Origin of the sequence: Nesterenkonia aurantiaca, assembly GCF_004364585.1 — a bacterium.
Lineage (GTDB): Bacteria > Actinomycetota > Actinomycetes > Actinomycetales > Micrococcaceae > Nesterenkonia > Nesterenkonia aurantiaca.
In genome coordinates this window covers 13,198-39,572 of sequence record NZ_SOAN01000005.1, presented here as the reverse complement: position 1 = coordinate 39,572, position 26,375 = coordinate 13,198, and the positions used below count along the sequence as shown (strand labels likewise).

The following is a 26,375-nucleotide window of genomic DNA, read 5'->3' as shown; positions in this document are numbered from 1 at the left end:
GGGTGCTTGCTGCTGAGGTGTTCAACGCTGGGCGCGCCGTATCGCTTCCAGGGCCTGCCCGCAGAGGTCTTCGGAGGGCGCGGGCAGCCAGGTCACGCGGGGGTCGGCGCGGAACCAGGTCTCTTGCCGGCGGGCGAACTTGCGCGTGGCGGTCGTGGTGGATTCGATGGCCTCGGCCAGGCTGAGCTCGTCGTCGAGGACCTGAAGGAACTGCTGGTATCCGATGGCCCGAGGTGCGGTGCGTCCGCGGCGCAGCCCGGCGTCGTCGAGCCGGCGCACCTCCTCGAGCAGGCCTTGTTCTTCCATGCGTTGCACCCGGTGGGCGATGCGCTGGTGCAGCAGGGACCGGTCCACGTCGAGTCCGAGCTGCACCACCGGTTCCAGGCTGGGCTCGTGGATTCGCTGCGGCATGAAGGAGGAGAAGGTGCGCCCGGTGAGCAGCACGACCTCCAGGGCGCGGATCAGGCGACGGTCATCCTTGATGACAGCGGCGGATTCAGGGTCCAGCTCGCGCAGCTCCAGGCGCAGAGGCGCAGCACCCTGCTCCTCGAGTCGCCGGGTCAGGCGGCTGCGCAGCTCTGGGTCGGTGGGCGGGAATTCGATGACGTCGATCACGGCGCGCACGTAGAGCCCCGAGCCTCCGACCATGATCGGGGTCTTGCCGCGGGCCCTGATCTCACCGATGACCCGGCGCGCCTGCTCTTGGAAGTCCGCGACCGAAGCCTCCCGAGTCACGTCGAGGACATCGAACAGGTGGTGCGGCACGGCCCCAGCCTCGTCCGGCGTGACCTTGGCGGTGCCGATGTCCATCCCCTGGTAGAGCTGCATGGAATCCGCGTTGATGATCTCTCCGTCGAGGCGCTCTGCCAGCTCGATGCCTAGGGCGGATTTTCCGGAGGCGGTGGGGCCGACCAGGACGATCAGCGGGGCCGTGGGCGCTGCGGCTACAGGGGCCTCCGTGGTGGTGCTCAGCGGCGAGAGCTCATCAGCACGCATCAGGAGGCGGGACGCAAGGTCGGCATGCCGAGGGAGACTGCCGGGGTGGGTCCGCCCACCTGCGTGGTGCCCACTCCGCAGGAGTCCGCCTGCCAGCGGTCCCAGGCCTCGCCGGCGGGTGAGCGGCGAAGTCGGTAGTCTCCCGGCCCTGCCGGATCCGCGAGCAGGTGGAACCCGGCGGCCTCGGTGATGGTGACCGTGACGAAGTCCCCGGGACGCGGGGAGCTGGCCCCGGCGGGCACGGTGAAATGCACCAGCCGGTTGTCCCGCGACCGCCCGCTGAGCCGTCCGGTCTCGCGGGATCTCGTCCCGGCGTCGGCAGTGACCAGCAGCTCCTGGGAGCTGCCGACGAGCTTGGCGTTCTCTTCGGCCCCGATGCGGTCCTGCAGGGCGCACAGGCGTTCGAAGCGTTCCTGCACGACCGCCTTGGGGATCTGATCCTCCATGGTGGCTGCCGGAGTGCCGGGGCGGGGTGAGTACTGGAAGGTGTAGGCCGAGGCGAAACGGGACGCCTCCACCACCCGCATGGTGTCAGCGAAGTCAGCCTCGGTCTCCCCCGGGAACCCGACGATGATGTCGGTGGTCACCGCGGCCTCCGGCATGGACTCGCGCACCTTCTCCAGGATCCCGAGGAACTTCTTGGATCGGTAGGAGCGGCGCATGTCCTTGAGGACCTTGTCCGAACCGGACTGCAGCGGCATGTGCAGCTGGGGCATGACGTTGGGGGTTTCGGCCATGGCGTGGATGACGTCATCGGTGAACGACGCCGGGTGGGGGCTGGTGAACCGGACACGTTCGAGTCCTTCGATCTCTCCGCAGGCGCGCAGCAGCTTCGCGAAGGCACCGCGGTCGCCGAATTCTACGCCGTAGGTGTTCACGTTCTGGCCCAGCAGCGTGACCTCCACGGCACCGTCGGCGACGAGCGCGCGGACCTCTGCCAGGATCTCTCCGGGGCGACGGTCGCGTTCCTTCCCGCGCAGCGCCGGCACGATGCAGAACGTGCAGGTGTTGTTGCAACCCACGGAGATGGACACCCAGCCGGAGTGCACGGACTCGCGTTTGGTCGGCAGGGTCGAGGGGAAGGTCTCAAGGGCTTCAAGGATCTCGATCTCGGCCTCGGCGTTGTGACGGGAGCGTTCCAGCAGCGTGGGCAGCGAACCGATGTTGTGGGTGCCGAAGACGACATCGACCCAGGGAGCCTTCTTCTGGACGGTCTCCTGGTCCTTCTGTGCCAGACAGCCGCCGACGGCGATCTGCATGCCCTCGTGCTCGGCCTTGGTCTGGCGGAGCATCCCGAGATGTCCGTAGAGCTTGTTGTCCGCGTTCTCGCGCACTGCGCAGGTGTTGAAAACCACCAGGTCCGCAGTGGCGCCCGGTTGCGCGGGGCCGTAGCCGGCATCCTCGAGAAGCCCGGACATCCGCTCGGAGTCATGCACGTTCATCTGACACCCGAAGGTGCGCACCTCGTAGGTGCGTCGGCGCGTCGTCGCCGGATGCGCGTCTGCGGCAGAGGCCTCGACTCGGTCGGGATCTGCTGCGGTGGTCTCGGCGCGGTCCATCAGTGCATCACTCATTGCAGTGGATTCTACTCGCCCGAATGCTCCTGGATCATCTCTCGGACGATCTGGAACGCCGCCCCTGGGGAGTGACCTCGGCGGGCCAGCATCGAGACCAATCTCCGGGTGACCTTGTCCCGTTCAGCGCGCTCCTCCGGGCTGGGGCCGGTGGGCACGGGTTTGCCCTGGAGCTTGCGTCGGACGAGTTCCCGTGCCGCAGCACCCTCATCCTCGGCGCTGATCTGCTCCAGCGCATCCTGGGCCACCAGCTCGCTGATGCCCTTCTCGCGCAGTTCCCGCCGCAGCGCAGACTTGCCGAGATTCTTCAGCTCATGACGACCCCTGACCCAGGTCCGGGCGAAATCGGTGTCATTGACCAGATGGACCTCTTCCATCCGATCCAGCACCCGACTGATCACATCTGGGCTGAACTCCTTCTCCTTCAGCGCCACGGCGAGCTGGTGCCGTGACTTAGGGGAGCCCGTGAGTCGGCGCAGCACGACCGCGCGGGCCTTCTCGTACTGCTCCTCGGGTCGAAGTGCGGCCATCCCGTCCGCGGGCGACTCAGGCTCCGCCTCTGCGGGGGGCTCCGTCTCCGCGTCAGCCTCGACGGGGGGCTCCGCCTCCGCCTCCGCGTCAGCCTCGGGCCCAGTCTCAGCCTCAGGCCCAACCCCGGTCCCCGTCCGAGGCTCGGCCTGGAGCTCGGTTGTGACGGACTCTCCCGCCGAGAACGAGACGGGGTCCTCCGAGAGCTTCTCCGGCTCTATGAGAGGACGTGCCTCGGCGGAGGCCACGAACTCGAGGTCACCTGATTCAAGATCGAGGAACTCCTCGTCGGTGGATTCATCCTCATCAGATTCAGTCTCACCAGATTCACCGACGACCCCAGAGGCGGCAGGATCGGAGTCAGCGCCTGCAGCGGCTCCCGAGCCCGACTGATCCGAGCTGGCTCCGGTGGGCTGGGCCTGAGCAGGTTTGACCTCGACCGGCGCGACGGACACCGAGGTGTCCACCACCAGGAAGTCGGGAACCGGGGCGTCCGGGTCCCGCTCCTGGATGCTCGTCATGGCAGCCCGCAGCGCTTCGATCCTCTGCTGCTGATCACCCATAGTCGCCTCCTATCAGGCGTCGACGGCCTTTAGCGCGGGTCCACCCTCTTCTTCCAGTGGGGCGAGCAGACCGAGCTTCTCTCGAATGCGACGCTCGATCTCATCAGCAAGATCGGGGTTGTCCTTGAGGAAGGTGCGCGCCTTCTCCTTGCCCTGGCCCAGCTGGTCCCCGTCATAGGTGAACCATGCGCCGGACTTCTTCACCAGGCCGTTCTCCACGCCCACGTCGATCAGGCCACCCTCGCGGGAGATGCCTTCGCCGTAGATGATGTCGAACTCGGCCTGCTTGAACGGCGGGGCCATCTTGTTCTTCACGATCTTGGCGCGGGTCCGGTTGCCCACCGCGTTGGTCCCCTCCTTGAGGGTCTCGATGCGGCGCACGTCCACGCGGACCGAGGCATAGAACTTCAGCGCCTTGCCGCCGGAGGTGGTCTCCGGGGAACCGAAGAAGACTCCGATCTTCTCGCGCAGCTGGTTGATGAAGATCGCGGTGGTCTTGGTCTGCGAGAGCCGGCCGGCGATCTTGCGCAGCGCCTGCGACATCAGGCGAGCCTGGAGACCCACGTGGGAGTCGCCCATCTCACCCTCGATCTCGGCGCGCGGCACCAGCGCGGCGACGGAGTCGATCACGACGATGTCGATCGAGCCGGAGGAGACCAGCATGTCCATGATCTCCAGCGCCTGCTCGCCGGTGTCCGGCTGGGAGACCAGAAGCGCGTCGGTGTCCACGCCCAGCTTCTGGGCGTACACCGGGTCCAGGGCGTGCTCGGCGTCGATGAAGGCCGCGATTCCGCCCATCTTCTGGGCGTTGGCCACTGCGTGCAGGGCCACGGTCGTCTTGCCGGAGGACTCGGGGCCATAGATCTCTACGACACGGCCGCGGGGGAAGCCGCCGATGCCGAGGGCGGCGTCCATGGCGATCGAGGAGGTCGGGATGGTCTCGATGGGCGCTCGAGTCTCATCACCCAGACGCATGACCGAACCCTTGCCGTACTGCTTGTCGATCTGTGCCAGCGCTGCTTCAAGCGCCTTCTCACGATCTTTGCTGACTGCCATGATTCACCTCGATGACTCGTTGTATGTATGTGGTGCCAGATTAGGCGGACCCTCTGACATGCCCTCGTGCACGGGCAGACGATGTGCATCCAACCGGATCGACTCCGCAGCATGGGCCCTCTGGGGAAAACTCTAGCGCATCGAATCGAACATATCTTCGACTACCGCCCGGCGTGTCCGACCGGGTCCTCGCTGCGCCCGCCCCGCCTCCGGGGTCCGGCTCAGCTCTTGGGCACGATGTCTCGTCCGAGCCGCCGATCAGCGGGGACATCCTGTTGGTCACACACGGCGTCCCAGACGTCGCGAGGGCTCACTCCGGCCTGCAGAGCGGACTTCACCGTCAGCTGATACTGGCTCAGCACCAGCGAGTCGGCGAGCACGTGGGCGTAGTTCGGTCCGAACTCGCCCTCCATGAGGAACCAGAATCGACTTTCTCTCACGAAACCCTCTTGTCTGTGCTGTCCTGGGCCCCATGGGGCGCGGCTGAACCGTCCGAGGACCGGTCGAGCCCGGCCAGGCTCACGGCTGCCGGGATCTCCGAGCCCTGGGCGAGCGCGGGGTCCTGCTCGGCGTCGAATTCGGTGTAGGCCTGGTTCAGCTTGGCCAGCAGCTTTGAGAGCGTCTGGATCTCCAGCTCCTGCCAGGGGGTGAGCATCTGCAGGTACCGCTCGGCTCGGTCTGCCTGCGCAGACTCCAGGCGGGCGCGGCCCTCCTCGGTGAGCGAGACCATCTGGGCCCGCCCGTCTGCGGGGTCGGTGGCCTTCTCGACGAAGCCGCGGTTCTCCAACGTGCTGAGCTGCCGCGAGAGCGTGGGCTTGCCGATCCCCAGGTGCCGGGCGATCGCGGTCATCCGCTGCGGCCCCATCTGCTGGAGCGTGGCGAGCACGGAATAGGATGCCGGCTCGATCTCCGAGTCGATCTGCCGCGCCAGCTGCAGGGCGTTGAATCGTCGCCGGACGAAGAGTCGGTTGAACTCCTGCTCCAGCTCGTGGACCTTCGCGCGTCGATCAAAACTTTCCATGAGCAACAGTCTAAGACAGCAGAGGAGGGCCGCCCTATAGGGCAGCCCCCCGATGCTGAATCCCGGCCTGCTCGCTCACCGCTTCGCGTCAGACGCTTCGCTGCTCGCTCATGCCGGGCGGATCCGCGCGGCTCCGTCGGTGGAGTCTTCAGGACCCGCTGCGGGCGAGTTCTTCTCGGGTCAGTGCGTCCGGCACACGGTCCGGGACGACGCCGCCGCCGAACTCGCGCTGGAACTCGGTAGGTACGGTGTCGGGGACGTGGAGACCCTCGGCGGTGGCGATGCGCTCTGCGACCTGGGAGAGCATCGTGGACAGGGGCACCTCGAGCGCCGAGCAGATCGAGGCCAGCAGCTCCGAAGAGGCTTCCTTCTGCCCGCGCTCCACCTCGGAGAGGTATCCCAGGGACACCCGCGCATCGTGGGAGACATCGCGCAGGGTGCGGCCCTCGGCCTGACGAATGCTGCGCAGGACGTCACCGATCTCTTGACGCAGGACCACGCCCTTGGATTCTCGCGGCTGGGTCGTGGCGACGCCGTCGACGTCCATATCTTTCCAACGGGTCACGCCGTTGACGGTGACTGGTTGTCTCACCATGGACTCACTCCTCTTTCGGTATGTTCCACCTGTCATCAACGGTCTTCGCAGGTGTTTTCTTCCCGGGACGGCTGAAGGTGCCTGCTTTCCTACTCTAGTCCCGATCCCCGATGCCGTGCGGTTCGGTCAGCAAGAAGTCTTCGACGAGCTTCAATGCCCCCTCTACCGAGGCGGCTCGGATCTCCCCGCGGTCACCGTGGAGATCCAGCAGCAGGGAGCCGGAGAGCCAGGTCTGGGCCGCTTCGGGGCTCAGCCCTGCCGCGGCGGGTTCAGCGCCGGCGGGCAGACTCAGTCCAAGCCGCTGGGCAGAGGTCTTTCTGCAGGCCAGACCCAGGTACACGGTTCCGACGTCCTTGCCCTCATGCGCCTCGGGGCCGGCCACACCGGTCGTGGCGATGCCGATATCGGCGCCGGTCACGGACGCGACGCCGCGCGCCATGGCGGCCGCGACGTCCGGGTCCACGGCTCCGCGGTCCTGGAGAAGCTGCGCGTCGACGTCGAGAACATTACGCTTTACGGCGCTGGAATAGGCGACCACGCCGCCCAGCAGCGCCACCGAGGTGCCGGGCACCTCGGCGATCCGGGAAGACAGGCCACCGGCGGTCAGCGACTCGGCGGTGGCCAGCGTGAGGTCGCGGTGACCCAGGCTCTGGATGACGGTGCGCGGCTCGGTCCGGCGCTCGGCGGCGCGCGCCACCTCCCCGGCGTGGCCGGACACCTTGCCAGACGCCGCCTCAGACACCGAGTCAGACGCCGAGCCAGACACCGCGCCAGACACCGCGCCGGGCTCTTGGGAGAAATCAGTCATGATCGCGGTCCAGGAGTGGATCGGCCGATGGCGGGGCGGCACGCTCAGCCCGCACTCGGCGGCGCATCCTGATCGCGGAGATCAGATAGTCCACTCCGGTGACCACGGTGACGACCAGGGCAAGGATCATGATCCAGAAGGCGACGTCGGCGAGCCAAGTGGCGATGATCACCAGCGGCAGCAGCATCAGCAGCAGGCCTGCGGACTGCAGCACGGTCTTGAGCTTGCCGCCGCGGGAGGCCGGCATCACGCCATAGCGGATCACGACCATGCGCAGCACGGTGACACCGAGCTCGCGAGCCAGGATCACCAGGGTCACCCACCAGGGCAGCTCCCCGAGCAGCGAAAGCATGACCAGGCCCGCACCGATCAGCAGCTTGTCGGCGATCGGATCGGCGATCTTGCCGAAGTCGGTGACCAGATTCCGAGACCGCGCGAGATCGCCGTCGATCTTGTCAGTGAGCACCGCAAGGGCGAAGACCCCGGCAGCGGCCCAGCGCCAGCCGCCGTTGGTGGCCTCCCCGGAGCCGCCGAACACCTCTCCCTGAGCGTCGAGCACCAGGAGCCAGATGAAGACCGGGACCAGCGCGATGCGGACCATGGTCAGGATGTTGGCGATGTTGAGCAGCGGCGGTTCAGCCGGTGGCCCGGTCTGTGCGGCTGGTTCACGCGGTGTGTCAGTCATGAGTCTCTCAGCGTCCGGTCAGTTCCCACATGTCCTCGCCGGACGTGGAGTCGTGCCCGTCATGATAGTCCCTCGCCTCGGGCAGGGCTGCGGTGCGTTCGGCGAGATCGCGGGCGATCAGATCGGCGCTGGAGAGCGAGGCCCGGCTGACCTGGCGCTGACCGACGGCCTGGGTGGGTGCGGTCTGCGTGGGCTCCGCGCCGCGCCGCGAGGTGTAGTCCTCGACCTCGCGCGGCTGGACCTGCTGAACCTGGGTGGGCTGGGTGGCGGGGTGGTCCACCGGGTCCGGTGCTGAGTCCGCCGACAGCGCCGAGACCGGCGAGACCGGCGAATAGCCAGAAGGGGCAGAGGGACCCGAGACCGCAGAGCCCGATGAGACCGCCGTGTAGCCGGGAGCCGCAGAGCCGGGCCCTGCGGCCGGCGCGGGACTCGGGGCGGTGGGAGCACCTTGAGCTGCGCCGCCGATGATGCCGCTCGGCGCGGTCTGCACCGACTGGCCCGGCTCGTATTCGATGCCGGTGTTGTCATAGGCCTCTGGGGCGTCCTCGCTGGGTGCCGCCGCACGCGGCTCCTCGCCGCGCATCATGGCCAGCAGGCCGGGAAGCTCCTCCGGGGCGACCAGCACGTCACGGGCCTTGGAGCCCTCGGACGCGCTGACCACGCCGCGGGATTCCATGAGGTCCATCAGGCGACCGGCCTTGGCGAAGCCGACGCGCAGCTTGCGCTGGAGCATCGAGGTGGAGCCAAACTGCGTGGTGACCACGAGTTCGGTGGCCTGCAGGAGCACATCGAGATCGTCGCCGATGTCCTCGTCGATCTTCTTGGCGACCTTCTCGGGCACCACGTCTTCGCGGTACTGAGCCTTGAGCTGAGACTTCACGTGCTCGACCACGGCGTGAACCTCGGAGTCGTTGACCCAGGCCCCCTGCACGCGCATCGGGTTGGGCCGGCCGGCGGGCAGGAACAGGGCGTCGCCCTGTCCGAGCAGCTTCTCGGCACCCACCGAGTCCAGCACCACGCGAGAGTCGGTGGAGGAGGAGGTAGCGAACGCCATCCGGGAAGGGATGTTCGCCTTGATCAGGCCGGTGACCACATTGACCGAGGGACGCTGGGTGGCCAGCACCAGGTGGATGCCGGCGGCTCGGGCGAGCTGGGTGATGCGCACGATCGAGTCTTCGACGTCGCGCGGGGCCACCATCATCAGGTCGGCGAGCTCGTCGACGATCACCAGCAGGTAGGGATAGGGGCGCAGGTCGCGCTTGGAGTCCGGGGGCAGCTGGATCGCGCCGTTGCGCACGGCCTTGTTGAAGTCATCGACATGCTTATAGCCGAAGTGGGCGAGGTCGTCGTAGCGGTTGTCCATCTCCTTGACCACCCACTGCAGCGCCTCGGCGGCCTTCTTGGCGTCGGTGATGATCGGGGTGACCAGGTGCGGGACACCTTCGTAGGCGGTGAGCTCCACCCGCTTGGGGTCCACCATGACCAGGCGCACCTCATCGGGGGTGGCACGCATCAGGATCGAGGTGACCATGGAGTTCACGAACGCGGACTTGCCCGCACCGGTGGCGCCTGCGACGAGCAGGTGCGGCATCTTCGCCAGGTTGGCGACGACGAACCCGCCCTCCACATCCTTGCCGACACCCATGACCATCGGGTGCTCGGTCTTGCGGGCCGCGTTGGAGCGCAGCACGTCGCCCAGGGCGACGACTTCCTTGTCCTTGTTCGGGATCTCGATGCCGATGGCTGATTTGCCGGGGATCGGGGAAAGGATCCGGACCTCATTGGAGGCCACGGCCAGGGAGATGTTCTTCTCCAGACCGGTGACCTTCTCCACCTTGGTGCCCGGGACCAGCTCCACCTCGTAGCGGGTGACGGTGGGACCGCGGGAGAACCCGGTGACCTGCGCCTCGACCTTGAACTGCTGGAAGGTCTGGTTCAGCGCATGGACGATCTCATCATTGGCGGCGGTGTGTTCCTTCGCCGGCGGGCCCGAGGGCAGCAGTCCCTGTTCGGGCAGGGTGTAGGTGACGTCGCCACCGAGGGTGAGCTGCTCGGAGCGCACCGGCATGGCGGCGGCCGGGGCTGGTGCCTCGGGGTCGGGGTTGCGCTTGAGAGCGGCGGAGGACGGAACGCTCGACGGCGGCACGGCAGGAGCCGCGGCAGCTGCAGCGGCGGGGGCGGCCTTCTCGCGGGCACGCTGGATGGCGCGCTCCTGGGCGGTGGGGCGACGCACCCCGGCCGGCACGGCCGGGGAGCTGGAGGTCTCGGACTCCTCGAGCACCGGGTCCTCGTAGGCTCCCTCGGTGGCGCGCCTCGCCTCGGGGTCCTCGTGGCCGAAGGACTCGGTGTCGGAGTCCTCGGTGTCCTGCTTGGAACCCATGATCTTCGAGAGCAGAGACTTCTTGGTGTGGCCCTCGGCGGAGCCGTCCTCGGCGTGGCGCGCGGCGCGGCGCGGGCGTGCCGCGGCGTCGTCCTCGGAGTTGGACGGTGCGGCGGGCGATGAGACGGCCGCAGACCTCGACCCGGCCTTCGAGCCGGTCTTCTGCGCCGGTGCGGGCTGCTGGGCAGCACCGCCGCTGGGCAGGTTCGGATCTTCCAGCGGCTCGCGGCGCTCACCGACGAGGAAGCTCTTGGCGACGGCGACCCGGTCGGGCACCCGGCGCAGCGGGGTGTCGGTGAGGACCAGCAGGCCGGAGAGCAGTGCGAGGATCAGCAGCGCCCAGACCGGGTAGACGGTCACCAGAGAGGCCAGCGGGACGCTGACCAGGTAGCCGATGACTCCCCCGGAGTTCAGAAGCGCGGTGAAGCTGCCGTCCTCGCCGACGGTGAAGGCCTCATTGATGCTGGGCAGGCCGTTGGCCAGGTGCACCACGCCGGCGGAGGCGACCAGGATGATGGCGCTCCCAGCGGCGATTCGGGCGTTGCTGGAATGGTCCTGGGGTGCGCGGAAGTAGCGCACCGCGGCGATGAACAGGATCAGCGGAAGGATCACCGAGGCCCAGCCGAAGGTCCCTGCCGTGGAGGTGTGCACCAGGTTCAGTGCCCAGTGATCCAGGGCTCGAGCCCCCCACCAGTCGACCACCGCGGTGAGCAGCGCGAGCAGGAAGAACACCAGCCCGGCGCCGTCGCGGCGATCATCGGGATGAACCTTCACCTGCCGCCCGATCCCGCGCACGGCGGAGGCCACAGGCGTGGCCAGGGCCAGCCAGAAGCCGCGCGCGGCGGAGGCCAGCAGGTTCCCGCGAGGGGCCTCTGCTGGTGGGTTGGAGGAATTCTTCGACGTCGTCGCGCGGCCGGATGCACTCTTGGAGGTCTTGCTTCCTTTGGTGCTGGCGGCTCGAGCGGGGGAAGTACGTGTCGCCATGGAAGCTAACCTACCCTCGATGCCGGGTCCGGTCACCGATCGGCACACCTTTCACCCGGGTCAGGCCCTGGCCTAGGAGAGGCTGCGGGGCCCGGATACGCCGCTGGGCCCCGCGCAATGCGAGGCCCAGCGGCGTGATGAGGCGGGTGGACCGGATCCGCGTGGGATCAGGTCTCGACGACCACCGGGACGATCATCGGCTTGCGGCGCAGCTTGCGCGCCACCCAGGAGCCCATGGTGCGACGCACGATCTGCTGCAGCTGATGCGTGGTGTGCTCCTTGTTGTCCTGGATCGCCTCGGTGAGCGCGCGGGAGATCTTGGGCTTGATGTCCTTGAAGACCTGATCCTCCTCGGCCACGCCGCGGGCGTGGATGTCGGGCCCGGAGATGATCTTGCCGGTCTGCCGGTTGACCACCACGACCACGGAGATGAAGCCCTCTTCGCCCAGGACTCGACGGTCCTTGAGGTCGTTGTCGGTGATCTCACCGATGGAGGAGCCGTCCACGTAGACGTAGCCGCACTCGACCTGACCCACGATCTGCGCCACACCCTGGTGCAGGTCCACCACGGTGCCGTCGTCGGCGAGGATCACCCGGTCGCTGGGGACCCCGGTGTCCTCGGCGAGCTTGCCGTTGGCGATCAGGTGGCGGGTCTCGCCGTGGACCGGCATCACGTTCTTGGGCTTGACGATGTTGTAGCAGTAGAGCAGCTCGCCGGCGGAGGCGTGCCCGGAGACGTGGACCTTCGCGGTGCCCTTGTGGATCACGTCGGTGCCGAGCTTGAGCAGCCCGTTGATCACGCGGAACACCGCGTTCTCGTTGCCGGGGATCAGCGAGGAGGCCAGGATCACGGTGTCGCCCTGACCCACCTGGATCGGGTGGTCGCCGTTGGCCATCCGCGAGAGCGCCGCCATCGGCTCGCCCTGCGAACCGGTGGACATCAGCACCACCTCGGAGTCGGGGTAGTTGTCCACCTTCTTCATGTCCACCAGGATGCCCTCGGGCACGTCCAGGAAGCCCAGCTTCGAGGCGATGCCCATATTGCGCACCATCGAGCGGCCCACGAAGGCCACCTTGCGGTTGTGCGCATGGGCGGCGTTGAGCACCTGTTGCACGCGGTGCACGTGGGAGGAGAAGGAGGCGACGATGATCCGCCGGTTGGAGGTGCCGAAGAGCTGGTCCAGGGTCGGACCGATCTCCTTCTCCGGAGTGGTGAAGCCGGGAACGTCGGCGTTGGTGGAGTCGGTGAGGAACAGGTCCACGCCCTCTTCGCCGAGCTTCGCGAAGTGGCGCAGGTCGGTGATCCGCCCGTCCAGGGGAAGCTGGTCCATCTTGAAGTCACCGGTGTGCAGCACCGAACCGGCCTCGGTGCGGATGAACACCGCCAGCGCGTCCGGGATGGAGTGGTTGACCGCGACGAACTCACACTGGAAGGGACCGAAGTCCTCGACGTCGCCCTCCTTCACCTCGAGGGTGTAGGGCTTGATCCGGTGCTCGGTGAGCTTGGCCTCGATGAAGGCCAGGGTCAATGTGGAACCGATCAGCGGGATGTCGGGCTTCTTGCGCAACAGGTACGGGACGGCGCCGATGTGGTCCTCGTGGCCGTGGGTGAGCACCAGGCCGACGACGTCGTCGAGACGGTTCTCGATATAGCTGAAGTCAGGAAGGATCAGGTCCACGCCGGGCTGTTCCTCTTCGGGGAACAGCACGCCGCAGTCGACGATCAGCAGCTTGCCGCCGATCTCGAAGACCGTCATGTTGCGCCCGACCTCCCCCAGGCCGCCCAGGGCGACCGTGCGCAGGGTGCCGCGGCGTAGTTTCGGTGGAGTGATGAGGCGCTGTGCTGCCAAGGTGAGATTCCTCCTCGAGAGATCCCGGTGGGGACCTCAATTGTGTAGTGGTGGTGTGCTGTGCTCCTGCTGCCCGCCCATGCTTCGGACGGGTCGCTCAGAGCTGCCAGCCTGCCTCGCGCAGGTCGGCGATGATCAGTTGCTTCTCGAGTTCATTGGCCTGCACCAGGGGCAGGCGGACGCCGGGGTGCATGCCGGTGCCGAGCCAGTTGAGCACCTGCTTGCAGGAGACCGCGCCCTGGACGCGGGTCATCATCGCGCGGATGACCGGGCCGAGCTCGCCGTGCGCGATGCGGGCCTCGCGCAGCTCATAGTTCAGCACCGCGTCGATCATCCGGCGGAAGGTCGGGGAGGCCACGTGGGCGGTGACCGAGACGACGCCGGCGGCGCCCATGGCCATCCAGGCGAGCACGTTCTGGTCATCGCCGGAGTAGACCTCGAGGTCGGTCTTGGTCAGCACCTCGGTGGTGGCGGTGATGTCGTTCTTGGCGTCCTTGAGCGACATGATGTGCGGGTGCTCGGAGAGCTTGAGGATCGTCTCGGTGGCGATCGGGATGCCCGTGCGTCCGGGGATGTCGTAGATCATCAGCGGCAGGTCCGCTGCGTTGGCCACCGCGGTGAAGTGCGCGAAGACGCCGTCCTGGCTGGGCTTGTTGTAATACGGGGTGACCACCAGCTGGCCGTCGGCGCCGGCGCGCTCGGCACGCTTGGCCATCAGCAGGTCGTGATCGGTGTGGTTGGTGGCGGTGCCGGCGATGACCTTGGCGCGGTCCCCGACGGCGGACTTCGCGGCGCGGACCAGGGACTCCTTCTCGTGGTCCTCCAGCGTGGAGGTCTCCCCCGTGGTGCCGGAGACCACCAGGGAGTCGTTGCCCTCATCCACGAGTCGCACGGCGAGCGCCTCGAAGGCGTCGAAATCGATCTTGTCATCCGGGGTGAACGGCGTGACCATCGCCGTGATCAGGTGCCCGAAGAACGGGTCGGTCTGATCCGGGTGCTGGACCTGCCCCTCGGTGAGGTGCGGATCGAATTCGTGTGTGGGCTCGTTGTCGCTTGCCATGGGCAACAGCCTACCGCCTGGGTCCCGCCCGGGGGCCAGCGACGGGCGGGAACCTGGACGCGGGGTCAGCTGTCTGGATCCTCCATGGGCCCGGCGCCCAGGGTGGTGCCGCTGTGGGTGGGGTCGCCGTCGAAGTGTTCGTGCGAGACGTCGACCACGGGATACTGACTCAGGTCGATGCCAGCCGGGACGGTGAAGGTGGTGGCCCCGGCGGTGGCGGAGCCCAGCGAGATCAGCTGGGTCCCCTCCGCGTCGCGCAGCCAGACCTCGAAGTATCCGGCCTCGGGGTCCGGGGCGGCTGAGATCTCCACGGTGAGCTCCAGGTCCCCGGCCTCGGTCTCGACCATTTCGGCGCGGCCGGTGAAGTCCTCTGCGGCCACCGGTTCCAGGGTGGCGTCGCCGACCACGGTGGTCACGGCCACGGGGGCCTGGACCTCCGCGGCGTCGTTCTGGGCCAGCAGCGCTGCCACGGCCGCACCGCCGAGCACGGCGCCCGCGGCGGCTGCCGCCAGCGGAATCCAGAGCCGGCGAGGAGGGCGCTCCTCGGTGCCGGCCCGCCGGCGCTGCCGGGGACCCAGCTCGGTGACCGAGGCCATCGGGCGGTCTCGCGCCGGGTGGTCGTCCATCGGCCGGTCTCGGTCCGAGGCGCTCTGGCCAGGGACGCGGGTCTCTTCCGAGATCGCGGCGATCCCGGCGGCGATCCGGTCCCAGAGCTCGGCGGGGGGATCGTGCAGCGCGGCGGGATCACGCAGCGCCTCCAGGGCACGTTCGGTGGCCTCGAACGCCGCGCGGCAGGGTCCACAGAGTGTGAGGTGCTCACGCTGCGCGAAGGGCGGTGGCTGGTGCGCCTGCTCGGCGGTCGTCTCGGTGCGGCCGAGTCGGGGGTCGGCCAGGATCGCCAGGTGCTCGTCTGTGAGGTGCCCATCGGAGCTGGAAACGTTCCGCGGTGGGATCTGCTCAGTCACTATGCACCTCCAGACTCTCTCTCATACGCGCCAGGCCCCGGTGGACGTGGGATTTCACGGTGCCGAGCGGCATCTCCAGGCGTTCCGCGATGGTTCTGAGCGGAAGGTCCTCGGAATAGGCCAGGCGAATTATCTCATCCTGCGGCGGACCCAGCTGCCGCAGGCTCTGCTGGACCACGACTCGATCGACCACAGCGTCGGTCGGCTGTGTCGGGCCGTTGCGTGCCATCACATCGGCCCCGGCCTCGGCGGTCTGCAGATCTCGCTCCCGCCGCGCGAACACGTCAGCGATCACCCGGCGGGTGATCCCGGTGAGCCAGGCACCGGTCGGCTGGGTGGGGTCATAGCTCTCCCGCGAGCGCCAGGCGCGGGTGAACACCTGCTGGGTCGCATCCTCTGCGTCCTGACGATGCCGCAGCGCCGCCATGCACAGCGAGAACACGAAGCTCGCGTGCTGCCGATAGAGGTCATGCATGGCTGCGGGTTCCCCGGCCGCGAAGCGCATCGCAAGAGGCTGCTGATCCAGGGCTTCTCCTTCGTCGGAGGGCAGGGGCGAGGTCCGTGCAGCCGGGGCGCTCGCCTGCTCAGTCGAGGGGTTCAGCGACCACAATGATGTTGTCTGCATAGCTGCCGCGCTCGTCGATCCACTGACCCCCACAGGTGATCAGCACTAGACGGTGCTTCCCGGTCCGCTCGAAGTACGGAGCGAAGTCCAGTCCGTCCTTGCCGAGCTGCTCCACCTGTGTGACTTCATAGTGATGCGCCACGCCGGCTTCGTCAAGGACCGTGACCTCCTCGCCTGGCCGGGAGTCCTTCAGTGCGTAGAGCGGCCCGACGGGGGTCTCCTGGGAACCGGCGTGGGCGGAGATGACGGTGGTCCCGACCTGATCGGCCGGGGCCTTGCCGTATTCATACCAGGCAGCCTGGGCGGCGTCGTCGGGGATGTCCATCTGACCATCCTCGGCGACGCCGCGCGGCTCCACCGGGATATCCGCATCGATGCCCGGGTAGAGCAGCTGCGCGGGCTCAGGGGTGGGCTCCTGTTGCCCCTGATCGGCAGGCTGGACCGGGATGGATCCGGGACTCGGAACCGATGGGGTGGCCTCCGGAGACCCAGGGGCCTCCGGCGAAGGGGAAGACGCCGAAGGCTCCTGGGATTCTCCGGAGGCCGAGACCGTCGCCGCCTGACTCTCGGGGCGCTCCGCAGCTGAGGTGGCGCACCCTGTTGCGACCAGAGCAGCGCTGAGCACGAGGGCCAGGCCGGCGGAGTGACCCGCCCGCAGGCGACGACGGTGGTTGTTCATCTCAGACGCGGCTCTTGGCGCGAGCGCCCATCGCCACGGTGCCGACGCCGATCAGAGCCAGCACGCCGATGCCGGCGACCCAGCCGGCGGTGGACTGGCCGGCGACGACCTCGAAGTTGCCGGTGGGCACGCCGTCTGGTGAGGAGTGCGTGGCGTCCACGGTCTGGGTGGCGAGCGCCAGGTTGCCGTCCGCGGCAGAGCCCCAGGCGTAGACGATCGTGTTCACGCCTTCGGCGACGTCGACGTCGGCCGGGCCGATGACCGGGTCAGACTCGCCGGCCAGGGTCACGGCGGCCTCGAGCGTGCCGGCAGGCAGGTCGAGTGAGGCCTCATCCGGGTTCGACAGCGACTCGACGGCCACCTCGCCGTTGGCCAAGACGTCGACGGCCGGGGCGGCGGCCACGTGGCGCACCGTGAGTCGGCCCTCACCGGCTGCGAGCTCGGAGGTGTCGTTGCCGAAGGCGGTCACGGTCGGGTTGCCGTCGGCATCGAGGTGGGCGGCAGCGGTGTAGTTTCCGCCGCTCTCCAGAGAGACGTCCACGGGGCCGAGGACCGGATCCGAGGCATCGGCGGCGTCGGCGGCGGTGATCGCGATCTCATAGTCGCCGCCCGGCAGTTCCAGCGGCCCGGCGAGATCACCGGGGTTGAAGTCATCTAGGGTCAGTTCGCCGTTGACGTAGACGTCCACGGGGAGATCTGGCACGGCATGCAGCACCGAGAGCTGGGCTGAGGCTGCGCCCTCCTCGGCGGCGTAGGCGGGGACTGCGGTGGCCGCGATGGCCATTCCGACGAGCGCGGTGGTGGCGAGTGGAAGTGACTTGCGCATGGCGATGTCCTTTCAGGGTGCCTGAAGGCAGTGATGGTGATCACTTTTTGTGCTCACATCAGTACTACCGCCGGGGCCGGGAAAAGGTTGCGCCGGATGCGAAGATTTTTTCAAGTGCTCCCGGGAGGTGCCCGCTGAGCTGCCCGAGAAATGCCCGGTGAGCTGCTCCCGACGAGTCTCGACTTCGGTTGGGTGGGCGAGGCAGTAACGTACATACGGTGATCAAAGCCGGCCCCACCTCCTCACGTCTGCGGCGCATCTCGGGAGTCGATGCCGCCCGCGGCCTCGCGCTGCTGGGCATGATGACCGTCCACGTGCTGCCCACCATCTCCGAGCCCGGACACGACGCCAGCTGGGCCGGCCTGCTCTTCACCGGGCGTCCCTCGGCGCTGTTCGCGATGCTGGCCGGCGTGGGACTCTCGCTGCTCAGCGGCGGCGCCGGCCGGGCTCACTCCGGGGCACAGCTCGCCGGTGACCGCAAGGCCATCGCAGTGCGTGCGCTGATCGTGGTGGTGATCGGACTGATGGTGGCCGCGCTGAACTCCGGGGTGGCCATCATCCTGGTGCACTACGGCCTGCTCTTCCTGCTCGCGCTGCCGTTCCTGCGCCTGGGCGCGGTGCCGCTGTTCGCCCTGGCCGGCGCCTGGGTGGCGGCGGCACCGGTGGCGTTCTGGTGGCTGCACAATGATCTGCGCAGCTCCTGGGAGGGATTCCCCGACATGTGGCGGCTGTGGCACTCCCCCGGGTTCGCCGACCTGGCGAATCCCGCCGTGCTGGGCATGGACCTGGCGCTGACCGGGTACTACCCGTTGCTGCTCTGGCCGGCCTACCTCTTCACCGGCATGGCGATCGGTCGGCTGCAGCTGCAGCGGGCCCCCGTCGCGCTGAAGCTGGCCGGAATCGGGCTGGGGCTGGCAGTGCTCAGCTATGCGGTGCACCTGTGGATGCTCTGGCAGTCCACGCTGATCCCCGAGCTCGCCGCGCGCTACGGCTGGTCCAGCGCCGAGATGCGCGCCGAGCTTCTGGTGGGCACCTATCAGATCCCCCTGGTCAATGAGGATCTGTGGTTCCTGCTCGCGATTCCGCATCAGGGCTCCACGATGGATCTGATCCACACCATCGGCACCTCGATGCTGGTGCTGGGCGTATGCCTGCTCGCCGCAGAGAAGCTGCGCTGGCTGCTGGCTCCGCTGATCGGGGCAGGCGCGATGCCGCTGACCCTCTACGTGGCCCACCTGGTGGTGCTCCACTTCTGGCGCGGCACTCAGGTGCCGGACTTCCTGACCTTCCTCACCGAGTATTCCCCGGCTCAGATGCTGATGCTGCTGGTCATCGGCGCCCTGGGTGCGGGTCTGCTGCGCTTCGTCCTGCGCCGCCGCGGCCCGCTCGAGGCCCTGGCCCACGCGGCGGGCAACGCCGCCGCCGGCCGCTAGGGCCTCGGCGCTGCCCTGCCGGGGTGCGGGGCTGGGGCGCTGCCCTGACGTGGTGCTGGGCTGGGAGGACGCTCAGGCGAGGCGTCGGGCTCCGGGGCAGGCGCGGGCGAGGAAGCCGGTGGGCTCGGTGAAGCCGCGACGGCGGGCGTTCTCCTGCACCGCGGCGAGCAGCCCGTCGAAGGAGTCCGCGTGGATCAGCGCGATCACGCAGCCGCCGAAGCCGCCGCCCACCTGCCGGGCGCCCAGCGCGGGCGCCACGTCGCCCGAGGCCGGCAGCCTGAGCAGCGTCTCCACCATCGTGTCGGTCTCCTCCACGGTGATCTCGAAATCGTCCCGCGCGGAGGCGTGGGCGGCGGAGAGGATCTCGCCGAGCTGGGCGTAGGCCCCGGTGCGCAGCGCCTCCCGGGCCGCGAGCACCCGCGCGTTCTCGGTGAGCACGTGCCGGACCCGACGCAGGGTGACCTCATCGGTGAGCCGTGCCGGCAGATCCTCGGGCGCGACGTCGTCGTCGGTGAGCTCGCGCAGACTCGTGACCCCCAGCATTCTTGAGCCGGCCTCGCACTGGGCTCGGCGGGCGGCGTACTCCCCGTCCACCAGTCGGTGCTCGGCGCGGGAGTCCAGGACCAGCAGCGCCAGATCGTCCTGGGCCAGGGTGAACGGGACCTGTTCCGTGCTCATGCTCCGGGTGTCCAGCAGCAGCGCATGCTCGGCCTCGGCCGCGACCGCCGTCATCTGGTCCATGATCCCGCAGGGCATGCCCACGAAGTCGTTCTCCGCGTGCTGAGCCAGCCGGGCCAGCTCTGCGGCGGGCAGCACGACGCCGGCGATCTCGGTGGCGGCCAGCGCCACCGAGCATTCCAGGGCGGCGGAGGAGGAGAGTCCGGCGCCCACGGGGACGTTGGAGTCGACGAGCAGATCCATGCCGGGAAGCCGGTGCCCGGCCTGCTCCAGGGACCAGAGCACCCCGGCGGCATAGCTGGCCCAGCCTTCGACGACGCCCGGAGCCAGTCCGTCCAGGCTGAACTCTGCGGTCTCACCGTTGAGCAGCGAGCGCACATGGACCATGCGGTCCTCACGGGCCGCGGCGGCCACCTCGCTGACCTGGGGCAGCGCGAAGGGCAGCACGTAGCCACCGTTGTAGTCGGTGTGCTCCCCGATCAGGTTGACTCGGCCGGGGGCAGCCCAGATCCCGGCGGCGGGCCTGCCATAGACGGCGTGGAAACGCTCGGCGAGCCCTTCGAGCGCATCGCGCCCCTCGCGCCCATCGCGCCCGGGGCTCATGCCGGGTCTCCTGAGGCCTGGGGACGGGTACTCGGGTTCGGGGTCCTGACCTCGTGTCCCAGTGCGGCCCAGGCGTCGGCGACCATATCGCGGACATCTCTGGTGGGGCTCCAGCCCAGACGTTTCAGCGCGCGGGCGCCGGAGGCGACCAGCACCGCCGGGTCTCCGGCGCGGCGGGGCTCCTCCACCGCAGGGACCTCCGCGCCGGTGACCTCGCGGACGGCGTCGATCACCTGGCGCACCGAGGTGCCGGTGCCGGTGCCGAGGTTGTAGATCTCATGGGCCCCCGGCTCTGCGGCCGCCAACGCCCGCAGGTGCGCCTCGGCGAGGTCGAGCACGTGGATGTAGTCACGCACCGCGGTGCCGTCCTCGGTGGGATAGTCGGTGCCGAAGATGCTGGCCGACTCCTTCTCCCCGGCGGCGACCTTGAGCAGGTTCGGGATCAGGTGGGTCTCCGGGTCGTGGCGCTCGCGCAGGTCTCCCGAGGCCCCGGCCACGTTGAAGTAGCGCAGGCTGATCGCGGCCAGGCCGTGGGCACGGGCCTCGGCGGTGAGCATGTGATCGATGGCCAGCTTCGAGGCGCCGTAGGGGTTGGTCGGCATCGTCGGATCGGATTCGGCGATGCTGGCCCCTGCCGGCTCGCCGTAGACCGCGGCGGTGGAGGAGAACACCAGTCGGCGGACCCCTGCGGAGCGCATCGCGTCGAGCAGCGCCAGGGTGGCCACGATGTTGCCGTGCCAGTAGCGCTCCGGGTGGCTCACCGACTCCCCCACCAGGGAACGCGCGGCCAGGTGGACCACGCCGTCGAAGCTGGCGTCCAGGATCTGACCGACCTCGAGCAGCTCGGCCTGGTGCCAGCGCGCCCCGTCCAGGACCGAGTCGGCGTGGCCCGTGCTGAGGTTGTCCAGGACCTCCACGGTGTGGCCCTCGGCGAGCAGCCGCTGGACCACCACGGATCCGATATACCCGGCACCGCCGGTGACCAGCAGCTTCATCGTGTCTCCTCTGTGTCTGTGGGTGTTGCCGACCCTGATTCTGCCGTCTGCGGCCCGATCGCCACCAGTCGGCGTGCCGTCTCTTCCGGGGCGATGTCATTGATGAACACGCCCATGCCGGATTCGGAGCCTGCCAGGTACTTCAACTTGTTCTGCGCCCGGCGGATCGAGAACAGCTGCAGGTGCAGCCGCATCAGTCCTGGTTCGGCCGAGGCCGGAGCCTGCTGCCAGCCGGAGATATAGGGCAGGGGCCCGTCGAAGAGTGCATCGCCGCGGCGCAGCAGGTCCAGGTAGAGCGCGGCGAAATCGTCGCGTTCGGCGTCGGTGAGCTCGGGCAGCCGCTGGACCGCGCGGTGCGGGTAGATGTGAAGCTCCACCGGCCAGCGCGCCCAGGCTGGGACGAACGCGGTCCAGTGTTCGGTGCGCGCCACGATCCGGCGACCGTCGGCGACCTCGCCGGCCAGGATCTCGGTGAAGAGATCGGCGCCCCGGCGAGCGCGGAAGTCCGCGGCGGAGTCCAGCAGGGTGCGGGTGCGCGGGGTGATGAAGGGGTAGCCGTAGATCTGCCCGTGCGGGTGGTTCAGCGTCACCCCGATCTCCTCGCCGCGGTTCTCGAAGCAGTAGACCTGTTCGACGCCGGGCTCGGCGAGCATCGCGGCGGTGCGGTCCGCCCAGGCGTCCAGCACCGTGCGCATCCGCCTGAGGCTGACCTGTGCCAGCGCGGAGCTGTGCTGATCGGTGAAGCAGACCACCTCGCACCGGCCGGAGCCGGGCTGGCGCAGCCCGGCGGTCTCCTGCGCCGCCGTCGTCGTGCTCAGCAGGTCCTCCGGGATCGGGATGTCGCCGCGGAAGGAGGGGAACCGGTTCTCGAAGACCACGACGTCGTACTGGTCCTGTGGGACCTCGGTGGCGCGCTCCGGGGTGGAGGGGCACAGCGGACATTCCTCGGTGGCGGGCAGGTGGGTGCGGTGCTGCCGGGCGGCGGCGATGGCCACCCATTCACGCAGCAGCGGGTCATAGCGCATCTCGTTTCCGCCCACCGGACGGGAGATCTCGCGACGGTCCTGGACGGTGCGTCGGCGGGGCGCATCGTCGAAGAAGAAGATCTCCCGGCCGTCGGCGAGCTGGGCGCGGGTGCGCTGCGCCGCCGGCATGCCGGGGGCGGCAGCCGGCACCTCGCAGGAGGGTCGCTGCGCTGCGCTGTCGGTGGTGGTCATCGGGGACTCCTGGTCTCGGTGGGCTCAGCGAGGATCAGCGACTCGAGCCGCTCGCGCAGCGCCTCGGCCGCGGCATCCTCGAGCCCGGTATCGGTGATCAGCGTGGGGATCTGCTCCAGCTCGGCGAAGGTGCCCAGCGCGGTGGTGTTCCATTTGCTGTGATCGGCCAGCGCGACGGCGCGCGGTGCGGTCCCCAGCCAGGTGCGGTTGGTCTCAGCCTCCTCCAGATTCGGCGTGGTGTATCCGGCATCCAGCGCGAAGCCGTGGGCGCCGAGGAAGACCAGGTCCAGGTGCAGGGATCGCAGCGCCTGGTTCGCGATCGGGCCGACCAGAGCATCCGAGGGCGTGCGCACGCCCCCGGTGAGGATGACCGTCTGGTCTGTGGCCGCCCCGTCGACCAGCGCCTGATCGGCGCGGCGGTGGAAGATCTCCGCGATGCGCGGGGAGTTGGTGACCACGGTGAGCTCGGCGATCCCGCGCAGCTGGTGGGCAAGCGCCCAGGTGGTCGTGCCGGCGGAGAGGCCGATGGACATCCCCGGCTGCACCAGAAGCGCGGCGGCCGCGGCGATGGCCTGCTTCTCGGCCCGGGACTGGGCGGACTTCGCTTGAAAACCCGGCTCTTCGGTGCGTCGCGCGGAGAAGCCGGTGGAGGACCCGTCCGGGGTCACGGCCCCGCCGTGGACCTTGGCGATCAGTCCGTGGGCGGCAAGGTGGTCCAGGTCCCGGCGGATGGTCATGTCCGAGACCTCGAAGCGTGCGGCGAGTTCACTGACGCTCACCGCCCCCGAGGCGTCGAGCAGTGAGACGATCCCGGTGCGGCGCTGGGCTGCCAGCATGGACTTCCCCCTGTCGCGTCGACCTGTCACTCATATTCAAACACAAGTACACACTTTCCAACACTCCCGGACCCGCCTCGGAGCAGGACACCGGGTCCGGCGGGGTGAGCGATAGGCTGGGCAGATGAGCACAGCAGAGATTCGAGTCGCCGTCCTCGGCGCAGGCGGACGCATGGGCACCGAGGCCGTTCAGGCCGTGCAGAACGCGCCGGACATGGAGCTGGTCGCCGCGCTGGGCCGTGAGGCCGAGCTGCCAGAGCTGCTCTCCGCAGGCGCCACCCATGTGGTGGACCTGACCGTTCCGGAGTCCACCGAGGCCAATGTGCGCTTCGCCGTGGAGCATGGCCTCCACGCCGTGGTCGGCACCACCGGGTGGGACGCCGCGAAGCTGCAGTCGCTGGAGCAGCTGCTGGCCCAGCACACCTCCGTCGGGGTGTTGATCGCCCCGAACTTCGCACTGGGCTCGGTGCTGGCCACCGCCTTCGCCGCCAAGGCCGCGCAGTACTTCGACTCCGCAGAGATCATCGAGCTGCACCACCCGAAGAAGGTCGACGCCCCCTCCGGCACCGCGGTGCGCACCGCGGAGCTGATGGGCCAGGCGCGGGAGGCCGCCGACGTCGGCCCCTCCCCCGATGCCACCGAGACCGCTCTGGACGGTGCCCGCGGCGCAGAGGTCGCCGGGATCCACGTGCATTCGGTGCGGCTGCGCGGGCTCGTCGCGCACCAGGAGGTGCTGCTGGGCTCCACCGGTGAGCAGCTGAGCATCCGCCACGACTCCTTCGACCGGGCCTCCTTCATGCCCGGCGTGCTGCTGGGACTGCGCACCGTGGGCTCACGCCCCGGGCTGACCCACGGGCTCGACGGCTACCTGGATCTGGGGCTGTAAACCGGATGAAGACGAAGTTCTGGACCGGACTGGTCATCGTCCTGCTCAGCATCATGTTGGTCGGCGCTGGGGCCTCCGCCTGGCGGTTCCTGCGGGTCGATGACCTCGCCGCGCAGCTCATCGGCGGCGGCGCGATGCTGATCGTGATCCTCGGGGTCTGGGTGCTGGCCCGCGAGCTGCTCTTCGGCATCGGCACCGAGCGGCTGGGCCGGAAGCTGGAGACCGAGGGTGGACTGCCCGAGGACACCGTGGAGCGCTCCGCCGGAGGCCGGGCGAACCGCGCCCAGGCCGATGAGCAGTTCAAGATCTACGCCGCCGAGGCCGAGGCCGCCCCGGAAGACTGGCGCTCCTGGTTCCGGCTCTCCATCGCCTATGACATCGCCGGGGATCGCACCCGGGCCCGGAAGAACATGCGCAAGGCCATCGCGATGGAGAAGTCCGACCGCGCAGGCCGGTAGGTGCCGACTCGGCTCCTCCACGGCGAGGGCGCGGCCGGTGACTCTGTGCCCCGGGCCGCGCCTCGGATCCGCTACACCGGCACCGGCTCCTTGGCCTCGGTGGAGATCTTCCTGCCCCGGTGCGCCTTATAGAGGCTGAACCCGATCGATCCCACCGCGAGGATCAGGAACGTAAGCGAGATCGGCCGGGTGACGAAGGTGCTCAGCGAGTCGCTGAGCTGCAGAGCGCGCAACAGCTCTTCTTCCAGGGTCGCCCCGAGGATCAGTCCCAGGATCATCGGACCCAGCGGCACGCTCAGCTTCACCAGCAGGAATCCGATGATCCCGAAGCCGACGACGACCCAGATGTCGAAGATCCGGTTGTTCATCGCGAAGGACCCGACCGCGGTGAGCACCAGGATGCAGGGCACCAGGATCGCCTTGGGCACCAGAGTGACCCGGGCGAGGAACGGCAGCAGCAGGGTCTGCACCACCAGCACGCACAGCGCTGCGATCACGATCGAGAGGTAGATCGAGTTCACCAGCACCGGTTGGCGCTCGAAGAGCCCCGGACCGGGCGCGATGCCGTGCAGGATCAGGGCTCCCATCATCACGGCCTGCGCCACGTCCCCGGGGATGCCCAGGGTGATGGTCGGGATGAACGCACCGCCGGCCACTGCGTTGTTCGAGGACTCCGAGGCGACGATCCCGCCCGGGTGTCCCTTGCCGTAGTTCTCCGGGTCGCGCTTCTCTGCCTTCTTGGCGCGGTCGTAGCTGATGAAGTTCGCCGACTCCGCTCCGGCGGCCGGGAGGGTGCCGATGAACGTGCCCACCATGGAGGACCGCACCACGTTGCGCTTCTCCCGCCACATATCTCCGATGACCTGGGCGTAGGGAACCCGGATCTTCGGCGCCCCGGTGCCCGCGGCGGGACGGGTGTCCAACCGGGACTCCTCGACGTTGACCAGCAGCTGGGAGACCGCGAAGAGACCGATCAGCACCGGGATCGCGCTGAGTCCCCCGGAGAGCTGGGGATTGTCGAAGTTGAACCGCATCTGTCCGGCAGGGGCAACGCCGATCGTGCTGATCAGCAGGCCCAGGCAGGCCGCTATCAGGCCCTTGACCAGGTGTTTGCCGCTGAGACCGGCCACCAGCGTCAGCGCGAAGAGCACCAGCGAGAAGACCTCCCAGGGCCCGAAGTTCAACGTGAAGCGCCCGATGATCGGTCCCACCAGGAACAGCACGGCGGCGCCGATCAGCGTGCCGATCACCGAGGAGGCGATGCCGATCCCCAGCGCCCGAGCTGGCTCCCCCGCCTTGGCCATGGGGTACCCGTCATAGATGGTCACCACCGAGGACGGGGTTCCGGGGATGCCGAGCAGGATGCCGGCGATCAGACCTCCGGAGAGCCCACCGATGTAGATGCCGATCATCAGGGCAAGGCCCTGGACCGGTCCCATGGCGAAGGTGAACGGGAACGCCAGCACCAGAGCCATGGTGAAGGTGAAGCCGGGGATCGCTCCGGCGATGATCCCGACGAAGACGCCGATCAGGATCGTGAGCAGGGTCAGCGGCGCGGCGACCTCGCCGGCGGCGGCGAGCAGACCTAGTTCCATCATGTGAGTGAGTCCTGTTCCCCTACGGCAGCACAGTGCGCAGGACGTTTTCGAACACCCAGTTGAGGGTGAAGGGCAACAGCGTGGCCAGCGCCAGGCTGGCGATGAGGACCGGTTTGGAGTACTCCCGGATCAGCAGGGCGAACCCGCCGAGCAGAAAGATCGTCGAGCTGAGCACGAAGCCGGTGAGCCCCAGCAGTCCCACGTAACCGGCGAGCATCGCCACCATGGCGGGGACCCGCCAGTGCACCTTGAGGAAGCGTCCGAAGCCCGCGAAGCTCACGGCCTGTTCCGCGGCCACGAAGCTGCGGACCAGCAGGATTGCGGTGAGTCCGAAGATCAGTCCGAGGATCACCCGCGGGAAGAAGGCCGGGCCGAGGGCTGCGCCGCCGGTGGGGCCGGGCAGCTCCGTGGTCTGGGACCAGAAGGCGCCGACGAGCACCACCAGGGCCAGGCAGAAGAGACGGTCAGCCATGCGA

General features: G+C 68.7%; 25 protein-coding genes. 3 read left to right on the top strand and 22 right to left on the bottom strand.

The features are described 5' to 3' along the window. Positions 1-21: 21 nt before the first annotated feature. The 16 genes from miaA to EV640_RS07330 all read right to left on the bottom strand — a co-directional run bounded on the left by miaA (position 22) and on the right by EV640_RS07330 (position 17,195). Positions 22-996 (bottom strand): tRNA (adenosine(37)-N6)-dimethylallyltransferase MiaA, encoded by a 975-nt coding sequence (miaA, locus tag EV640_RS07405; RefSeq protein WP_084479522.1) that lies wholly within the window; start codon positions 994-996, stop codon positions 22-24. Then, a complete protein-coding gene (miaB, locus tag EV640_RS07400) occupies positions 996-2,570 on the bottom strand; it encodes a tRNA (N6-isopentenyl adenosine(37)-C2)-methylthiotransferase MiaB (protein WP_279586513.1) in 1,575 nt (524 codons plus the stop codon). Before miaB ends, miaA begins: the two co-directional genes overlap by 1 nt. Positions 2,571-2,581: 11 nt before the next feature. Further along, on the bottom strand, positions 2,582-3,661 hold the full coding sequence (locus EV640_RS13850; RefSeq protein WP_235181006.1) for a regulatory protein RecX: 1,080 nt from the start codon (positions 3,659-3,661) through the stop codon (positions 2,582-2,584). Between the two features lie 12 nt (positions 3,662-3,673). Further along, entirely contained in the window at positions 3,674-4,717 is a 1,044-nt protein-coding gene (gene recA / locus EV640_RS07390; protein WP_036475049.1) for a recombinase RecA, read from the bottom strand. Between the two features lie 221 nt (positions 4,718-4,938). Next, the gene (locus tag EV640_RS07385) at positions 4,939-5,157 is read right to left on the bottom strand and encodes a DUF3046 domain-containing protein (RefSeq protein ID WP_036475052.1); all 219 of its coding nucleotides are present in this window, start codon (positions 5,155-5,157) and stop codon (positions 4,939-4,941) included. After that, entirely contained in the window at positions 5,154-5,738 is a 585-nt protein-coding gene (locus EV640_RS07380; protein ID WP_133726167.1) for a MarR family winged helix-turn-helix transcriptional regulator, read from the bottom strand. The genes EV640_RS07385 and EV640_RS07380 overlap by 4 nt, the downstream gene beginning before the upstream one ends. 148 nt (positions 5,739-5,886) lie before the next feature. Then, a complete protein-coding gene (locus EV640_RS07375; protein ID WP_036475055.1) occupies positions 5,887-6,333 on the bottom strand; it encodes a helix-turn-helix domain-containing protein in 447 nt (148 codons plus the stop codon). A 94-nt stretch (positions 6,334-6,427) separates the two neighbouring features. Beyond that, positions 6,428-7,141 (bottom strand): CinA family protein, encoded by a 714-nt coding sequence (locus EV640_RS07370; protein WP_200869310.1) that lies wholly within the window; start codon positions 7,139-7,141, stop codon positions 6,428-6,430. Continuing rightward, the gene (pgsA, locus tag EV640_RS07365) at positions 7,134-7,826 is read right to left on the bottom strand and encodes a CDP-diacylglycerol--glycerol-3-phosphate 3-phosphatidyltransferase (RefSeq protein ID WP_051501099.1); all 693 of its coding nucleotides are present in this window, start codon (positions 7,824-7,826) and stop codon (positions 7,134-7,136) included. Before pgsA ends, EV640_RS07370 begins: the two co-directional genes overlap by 8 nt. A 7-nt stretch (positions 7,827-7,833) precedes the next feature. Further along, positions 7,834-11,190, bottom strand: coding sequence for an FtsK/SpoIIIE family DNA translocase (locus EV640_RS07360; RefSeq protein WP_133726166.1), 3,357 nt, complete (start codon positions 11,188-11,190; stop codon positions 7,834-7,836). A 167-nt stretch (positions 11,191-11,357) separates the two neighbouring features. Continuing rightward, a complete protein-coding gene (locus EV640_RS07355) occupies positions 11,358-13,040 on the bottom strand; it encodes a ribonuclease J (protein WP_036475175.1) in 1,683 nt (560 codons plus the stop codon). A gap of 97 nt (positions 13,041-13,137) precedes the next feature. After that, complete coding sequence (dapA, locus tag EV640_RS07350) at positions 13,138-14,100, bottom strand: 4-hydroxy-tetrahydrodipicolinate synthase (protein ID WP_036475177.1); 963 nt, start codon at positions 14,098-14,100, stop codon at positions 13,138-13,140. Positions 14,101-14,165: 65 nt separating this feature from the next. Beyond that, entirely contained in the window at positions 14,166-15,065 is a 900-nt protein-coding gene (locus tag EV640_RS07345) for an anti-sigma factor (protein WP_051501108.1), read from the bottom strand. Next, positions 15,058-15,570, bottom strand: a complete 513-nt coding sequence (locus tag EV640_RS07340) for an RNA polymerase sigma factor (RefSeq protein ID WP_243832259.1) — start codon at positions 15,568-15,570, stop codon at positions 15,058-15,060. The genes EV640_RS07345 and EV640_RS07340 overlap by 8 nt, the downstream gene beginning before the upstream one ends. A 79-nt stretch (positions 15,571-15,649) precedes the next feature. Then, positions 15,650-16,369: a sortase domain-containing protein gene (locus EV640_RS07335; protein WP_133726165.1), complete on the bottom strand. Its 720-nt coding sequence runs from the start codon at positions 16,367-16,369 to the stop codon at positions 15,650-15,652. Position 16,370: 1 nt separating this feature from the next. Next, positions 16,371-17,195, bottom strand: coding sequence for a DUF4397 domain-containing protein (locus EV640_RS07330; RefSeq protein WP_036475179.1), 825 nt, complete (start codon positions 17,193-17,195; stop codon positions 16,371-16,373). 218 nt (positions 17,196-17,413) lie between these two features. Here EV640_RS07330 and EV640_RS07325 point away from each other — a divergent pair, with 218 nt between their 5' ends. After that, the gene (locus EV640_RS07325) at positions 17,414-18,628 is read left to right on the top strand and encodes a heparan-alpha-glucosaminide N-acetyltransferase domain-containing protein (protein WP_133726164.1); all 1,215 of its coding nucleotides are present in this window, start codon (positions 17,414-17,416) and stop codon (positions 18,626-18,628) included. Between the two features lie 72 nt (positions 18,629-18,700). Here the strand turns inward: EV640_RS07325 and galK are convergent, their stop codons facing one another. From galK to EV640_RS07305, 4 genes are read right to left on the bottom strand one after another with little or no spacing between them, the layout of a single operon-like run. Then, complete coding sequence (gene galK, locus EV640_RS07320) at positions 18,701-19,909, bottom strand: galactokinase (RefSeq protein WP_133726163.1); 1,209 nt, start codon at positions 19,907-19,909, stop codon at positions 18,701-18,703. After that, positions 19,906-20,904, bottom strand: coding sequence for a UDP-glucose 4-epimerase GalE (galE, locus tag EV640_RS07315; protein WP_051500855.1), 999 nt, complete (start codon positions 20,902-20,904; stop codon positions 19,906-19,908). The genes galK and galE overlap by 4 nt, the downstream gene beginning before the upstream one ends. Then, positions 20,901-22,121, bottom strand: a complete 1,221-nt coding sequence (gene galT / locus EV640_RS07310) for a galactose-1-phosphate uridylyltransferase (RefSeq protein ID WP_235180936.1) — start codon at positions 22,119-22,121, stop codon at positions 20,901-20,903. The genes galE and galT overlap by 4 nt, the downstream gene beginning before the upstream one ends. Continuing rightward, positions 22,118-22,957 (bottom strand): DeoR/GlpR family DNA-binding transcription regulator, encoded by an 840-nt coding sequence (locus EV640_RS07305; RefSeq protein WP_036473863.1) that lies wholly within the window; start codon positions 22,955-22,957, stop codon positions 22,118-22,120. Before EV640_RS07305 ends, galT begins: the two co-directional genes overlap by 4 nt. Positions 22,958-23,081: 124 nt before the next feature. On the opposite strand from EV640_RS07305, the gene dapB reads away from it, so the two are divergent. Both dapB and EV640_RS07295 read left to right on the top strand, forming a co-directional pair. Then, positions 23,082-23,843 (top strand): 4-hydroxy-tetrahydrodipicolinate reductase, encoded by a 762-nt coding sequence (dapB, locus tag EV640_RS07300; protein WP_036473865.1) that lies wholly within the window; start codon positions 23,082-23,084, stop codon positions 23,841-23,843. Between the two features lie 5 nt (positions 23,844-23,848). Next, positions 23,849-24,301 (top strand): hypothetical protein, encoded by a 453-nt coding sequence (locus EV640_RS07295; protein WP_036473867.1) that lies wholly within the window; start codon positions 23,849-23,851, stop codon positions 24,299-24,301. 71 nt (positions 24,302-24,372) lie between these two features. Here the strand turns inward: EV640_RS07295 and EV640_RS07290 are convergent, their stop codons facing one another. Then, entirely contained in the window at positions 24,373-25,899 is a 1,527-nt protein-coding gene (locus EV640_RS07290) for a tripartite tricarboxylate transporter permease (protein ID WP_208292192.1), read from the bottom strand. A gap of 19 nt (positions 25,900-25,918) precedes the next feature. Then, on the bottom strand, positions 25,919-26,371 hold the full coding sequence (locus tag EV640_RS07285; protein ID WP_036473870.1) for a tripartite tricarboxylate transporter TctB family protein: 453 nt from the start codon (positions 26,369-26,371) through the stop codon (positions 25,919-25,921). Positions 26,372-26,375: the final 4 nt, after the last annotated feature.

Bases quoted from the DNA above. Each gene is read 5' to 3' on its own strand.
- miaA (WP_084479522.1), bottom strand. From the start codon at position 996: ATGCGTGCTGATGAGCTCTCGCCGCTGAGCACCACCACGGAGGCCCCT.
- miaB (WP_279586513.1), bottom strand. From the start codon at position 2,570: ATGAGTGATGCACTGATGGACCGCGCCGAGACCACCGCAGCAGATCCC.
- EV640_RS13850 (WP_235181006.1), bottom strand. From the start codon at position 3,661: ATGGGTGATCAGCAGCAGAGGATCGAAGCGCTGCGGGCTGCCATGACG.
- recA (WP_036475049.1), bottom strand. From the start codon at position 4,717: ATGGCAGTCAGCAAAGATCGTGAGAAGGCGCTTGAAGCAGCGCTGGCA.
- EV640_RS07380 (WP_133726167.1), bottom strand. From the start codon at position 5,738: ATGGAAAGTTTTGATCGACGCGCGAAGGTCCACGAGCTGGAGCAGGAG.
- EV640_RS07375 (WP_036475055.1), bottom strand. From the start codon at position 6,333: ATGGTGAGACAACCAGTCACCGTCAACGGCGTGACCCGTTGGAAAGAT.
- EV640_RS07370 (WP_200869310.1), bottom strand. From the start codon at position 7,141: ATGACTGATTTCTCCCAAGAGCCCGGCGCGGTGTCTGGCGCGGTGTCT.
- pgsA (WP_051501099.1), bottom strand. From the start codon at position 7,826: ATGACTGACACACCGCGTGAACCAGCCGCACAGACCGGGCCACCGGCT.
- EV640_RS07360 (WP_133726166.1), bottom strand. From the start codon at position 11,190: ATGGCGACACGTACTTCCCCCGCTCGAGCCGCCAGCACCAAAGGAAGC.
- dapA (WP_036475177.1), bottom strand. From the start codon at position 14,100: ATGGCAAGCGACAACGAGCCCACACACGAATTCGATCCGCACCTCACC.
- EV640_RS07340 (WP_243832259.1), bottom strand. From the start codon at position 15,570: ATGCGCTTCGCGGCCGGGGAACCCGCAGCCATGCATGACCTCTATCGG.
- EV640_RS07335 (WP_133726165.1), bottom strand. From the start codon at position 16,369: ATGAACAACCACCGTCGTCGCCTGCGGGCGGGTCACTCCGCCGGCCTG.
- EV640_RS07330 (WP_036475179.1), bottom strand. From the start codon at position 17,195: ATGCGCAAGTCACTTCCACTCGCCACCACCGCGCTCGTCGGAATGGCC.
- galK (WP_133726163.1), bottom strand. From the start codon at position 19,909: ATGAGCCCCGGGCGCGATGGGCGCGAGGGGCGCGATGCGCTCGAAGGG.
- galE (WP_051500855.1), bottom strand. From the start codon at position 20,904: ATGAAGCTGCTGGTCACCGGCGGTGCCGGGTATATCGGATCCGTGGTG.
- galT (WP_235180936.1), bottom strand. From the start codon at position 22,121: ATGACCACCACCGACAGCGCAGCGCAGCGACCCTCCTGCGAGGTGCCG.
- EV640_RS07305 (WP_036473863.1), bottom strand. From the start codon at position 22,957: ATGCTGGCAGCCCAGCGCCGCACCGGGATCGTCTCACTGCTCGACGCC.
- dapB (WP_036473865.1), top strand. From the start codon at position 23,082: ATGAGCACAGCAGAGATTCGAGTCGCCGTCCTCGGCGCAGGCGGACGC.
- EV640_RS07295 (WP_036473867.1), top strand. From the start codon at position 23,849: ATGAAGACGAAGTTCTGGACCGGACTGGTCATCGTCCTGCTCAGCATC.
- EV640_RS07290 (WP_208292192.1), bottom strand. From the start codon at position 25,899: ATGATGGAACTAGGTCTGCTCGCCGCCGCCGGCGAGGTCGCCGCGCCG.
- EV640_RS07285 (WP_036473870.1), bottom strand. From the start codon at position 26,371: ATGGCTGACCGTCTCTTCTGCCTGGCCCTGGTGGTGCTCGTCGGCGCC.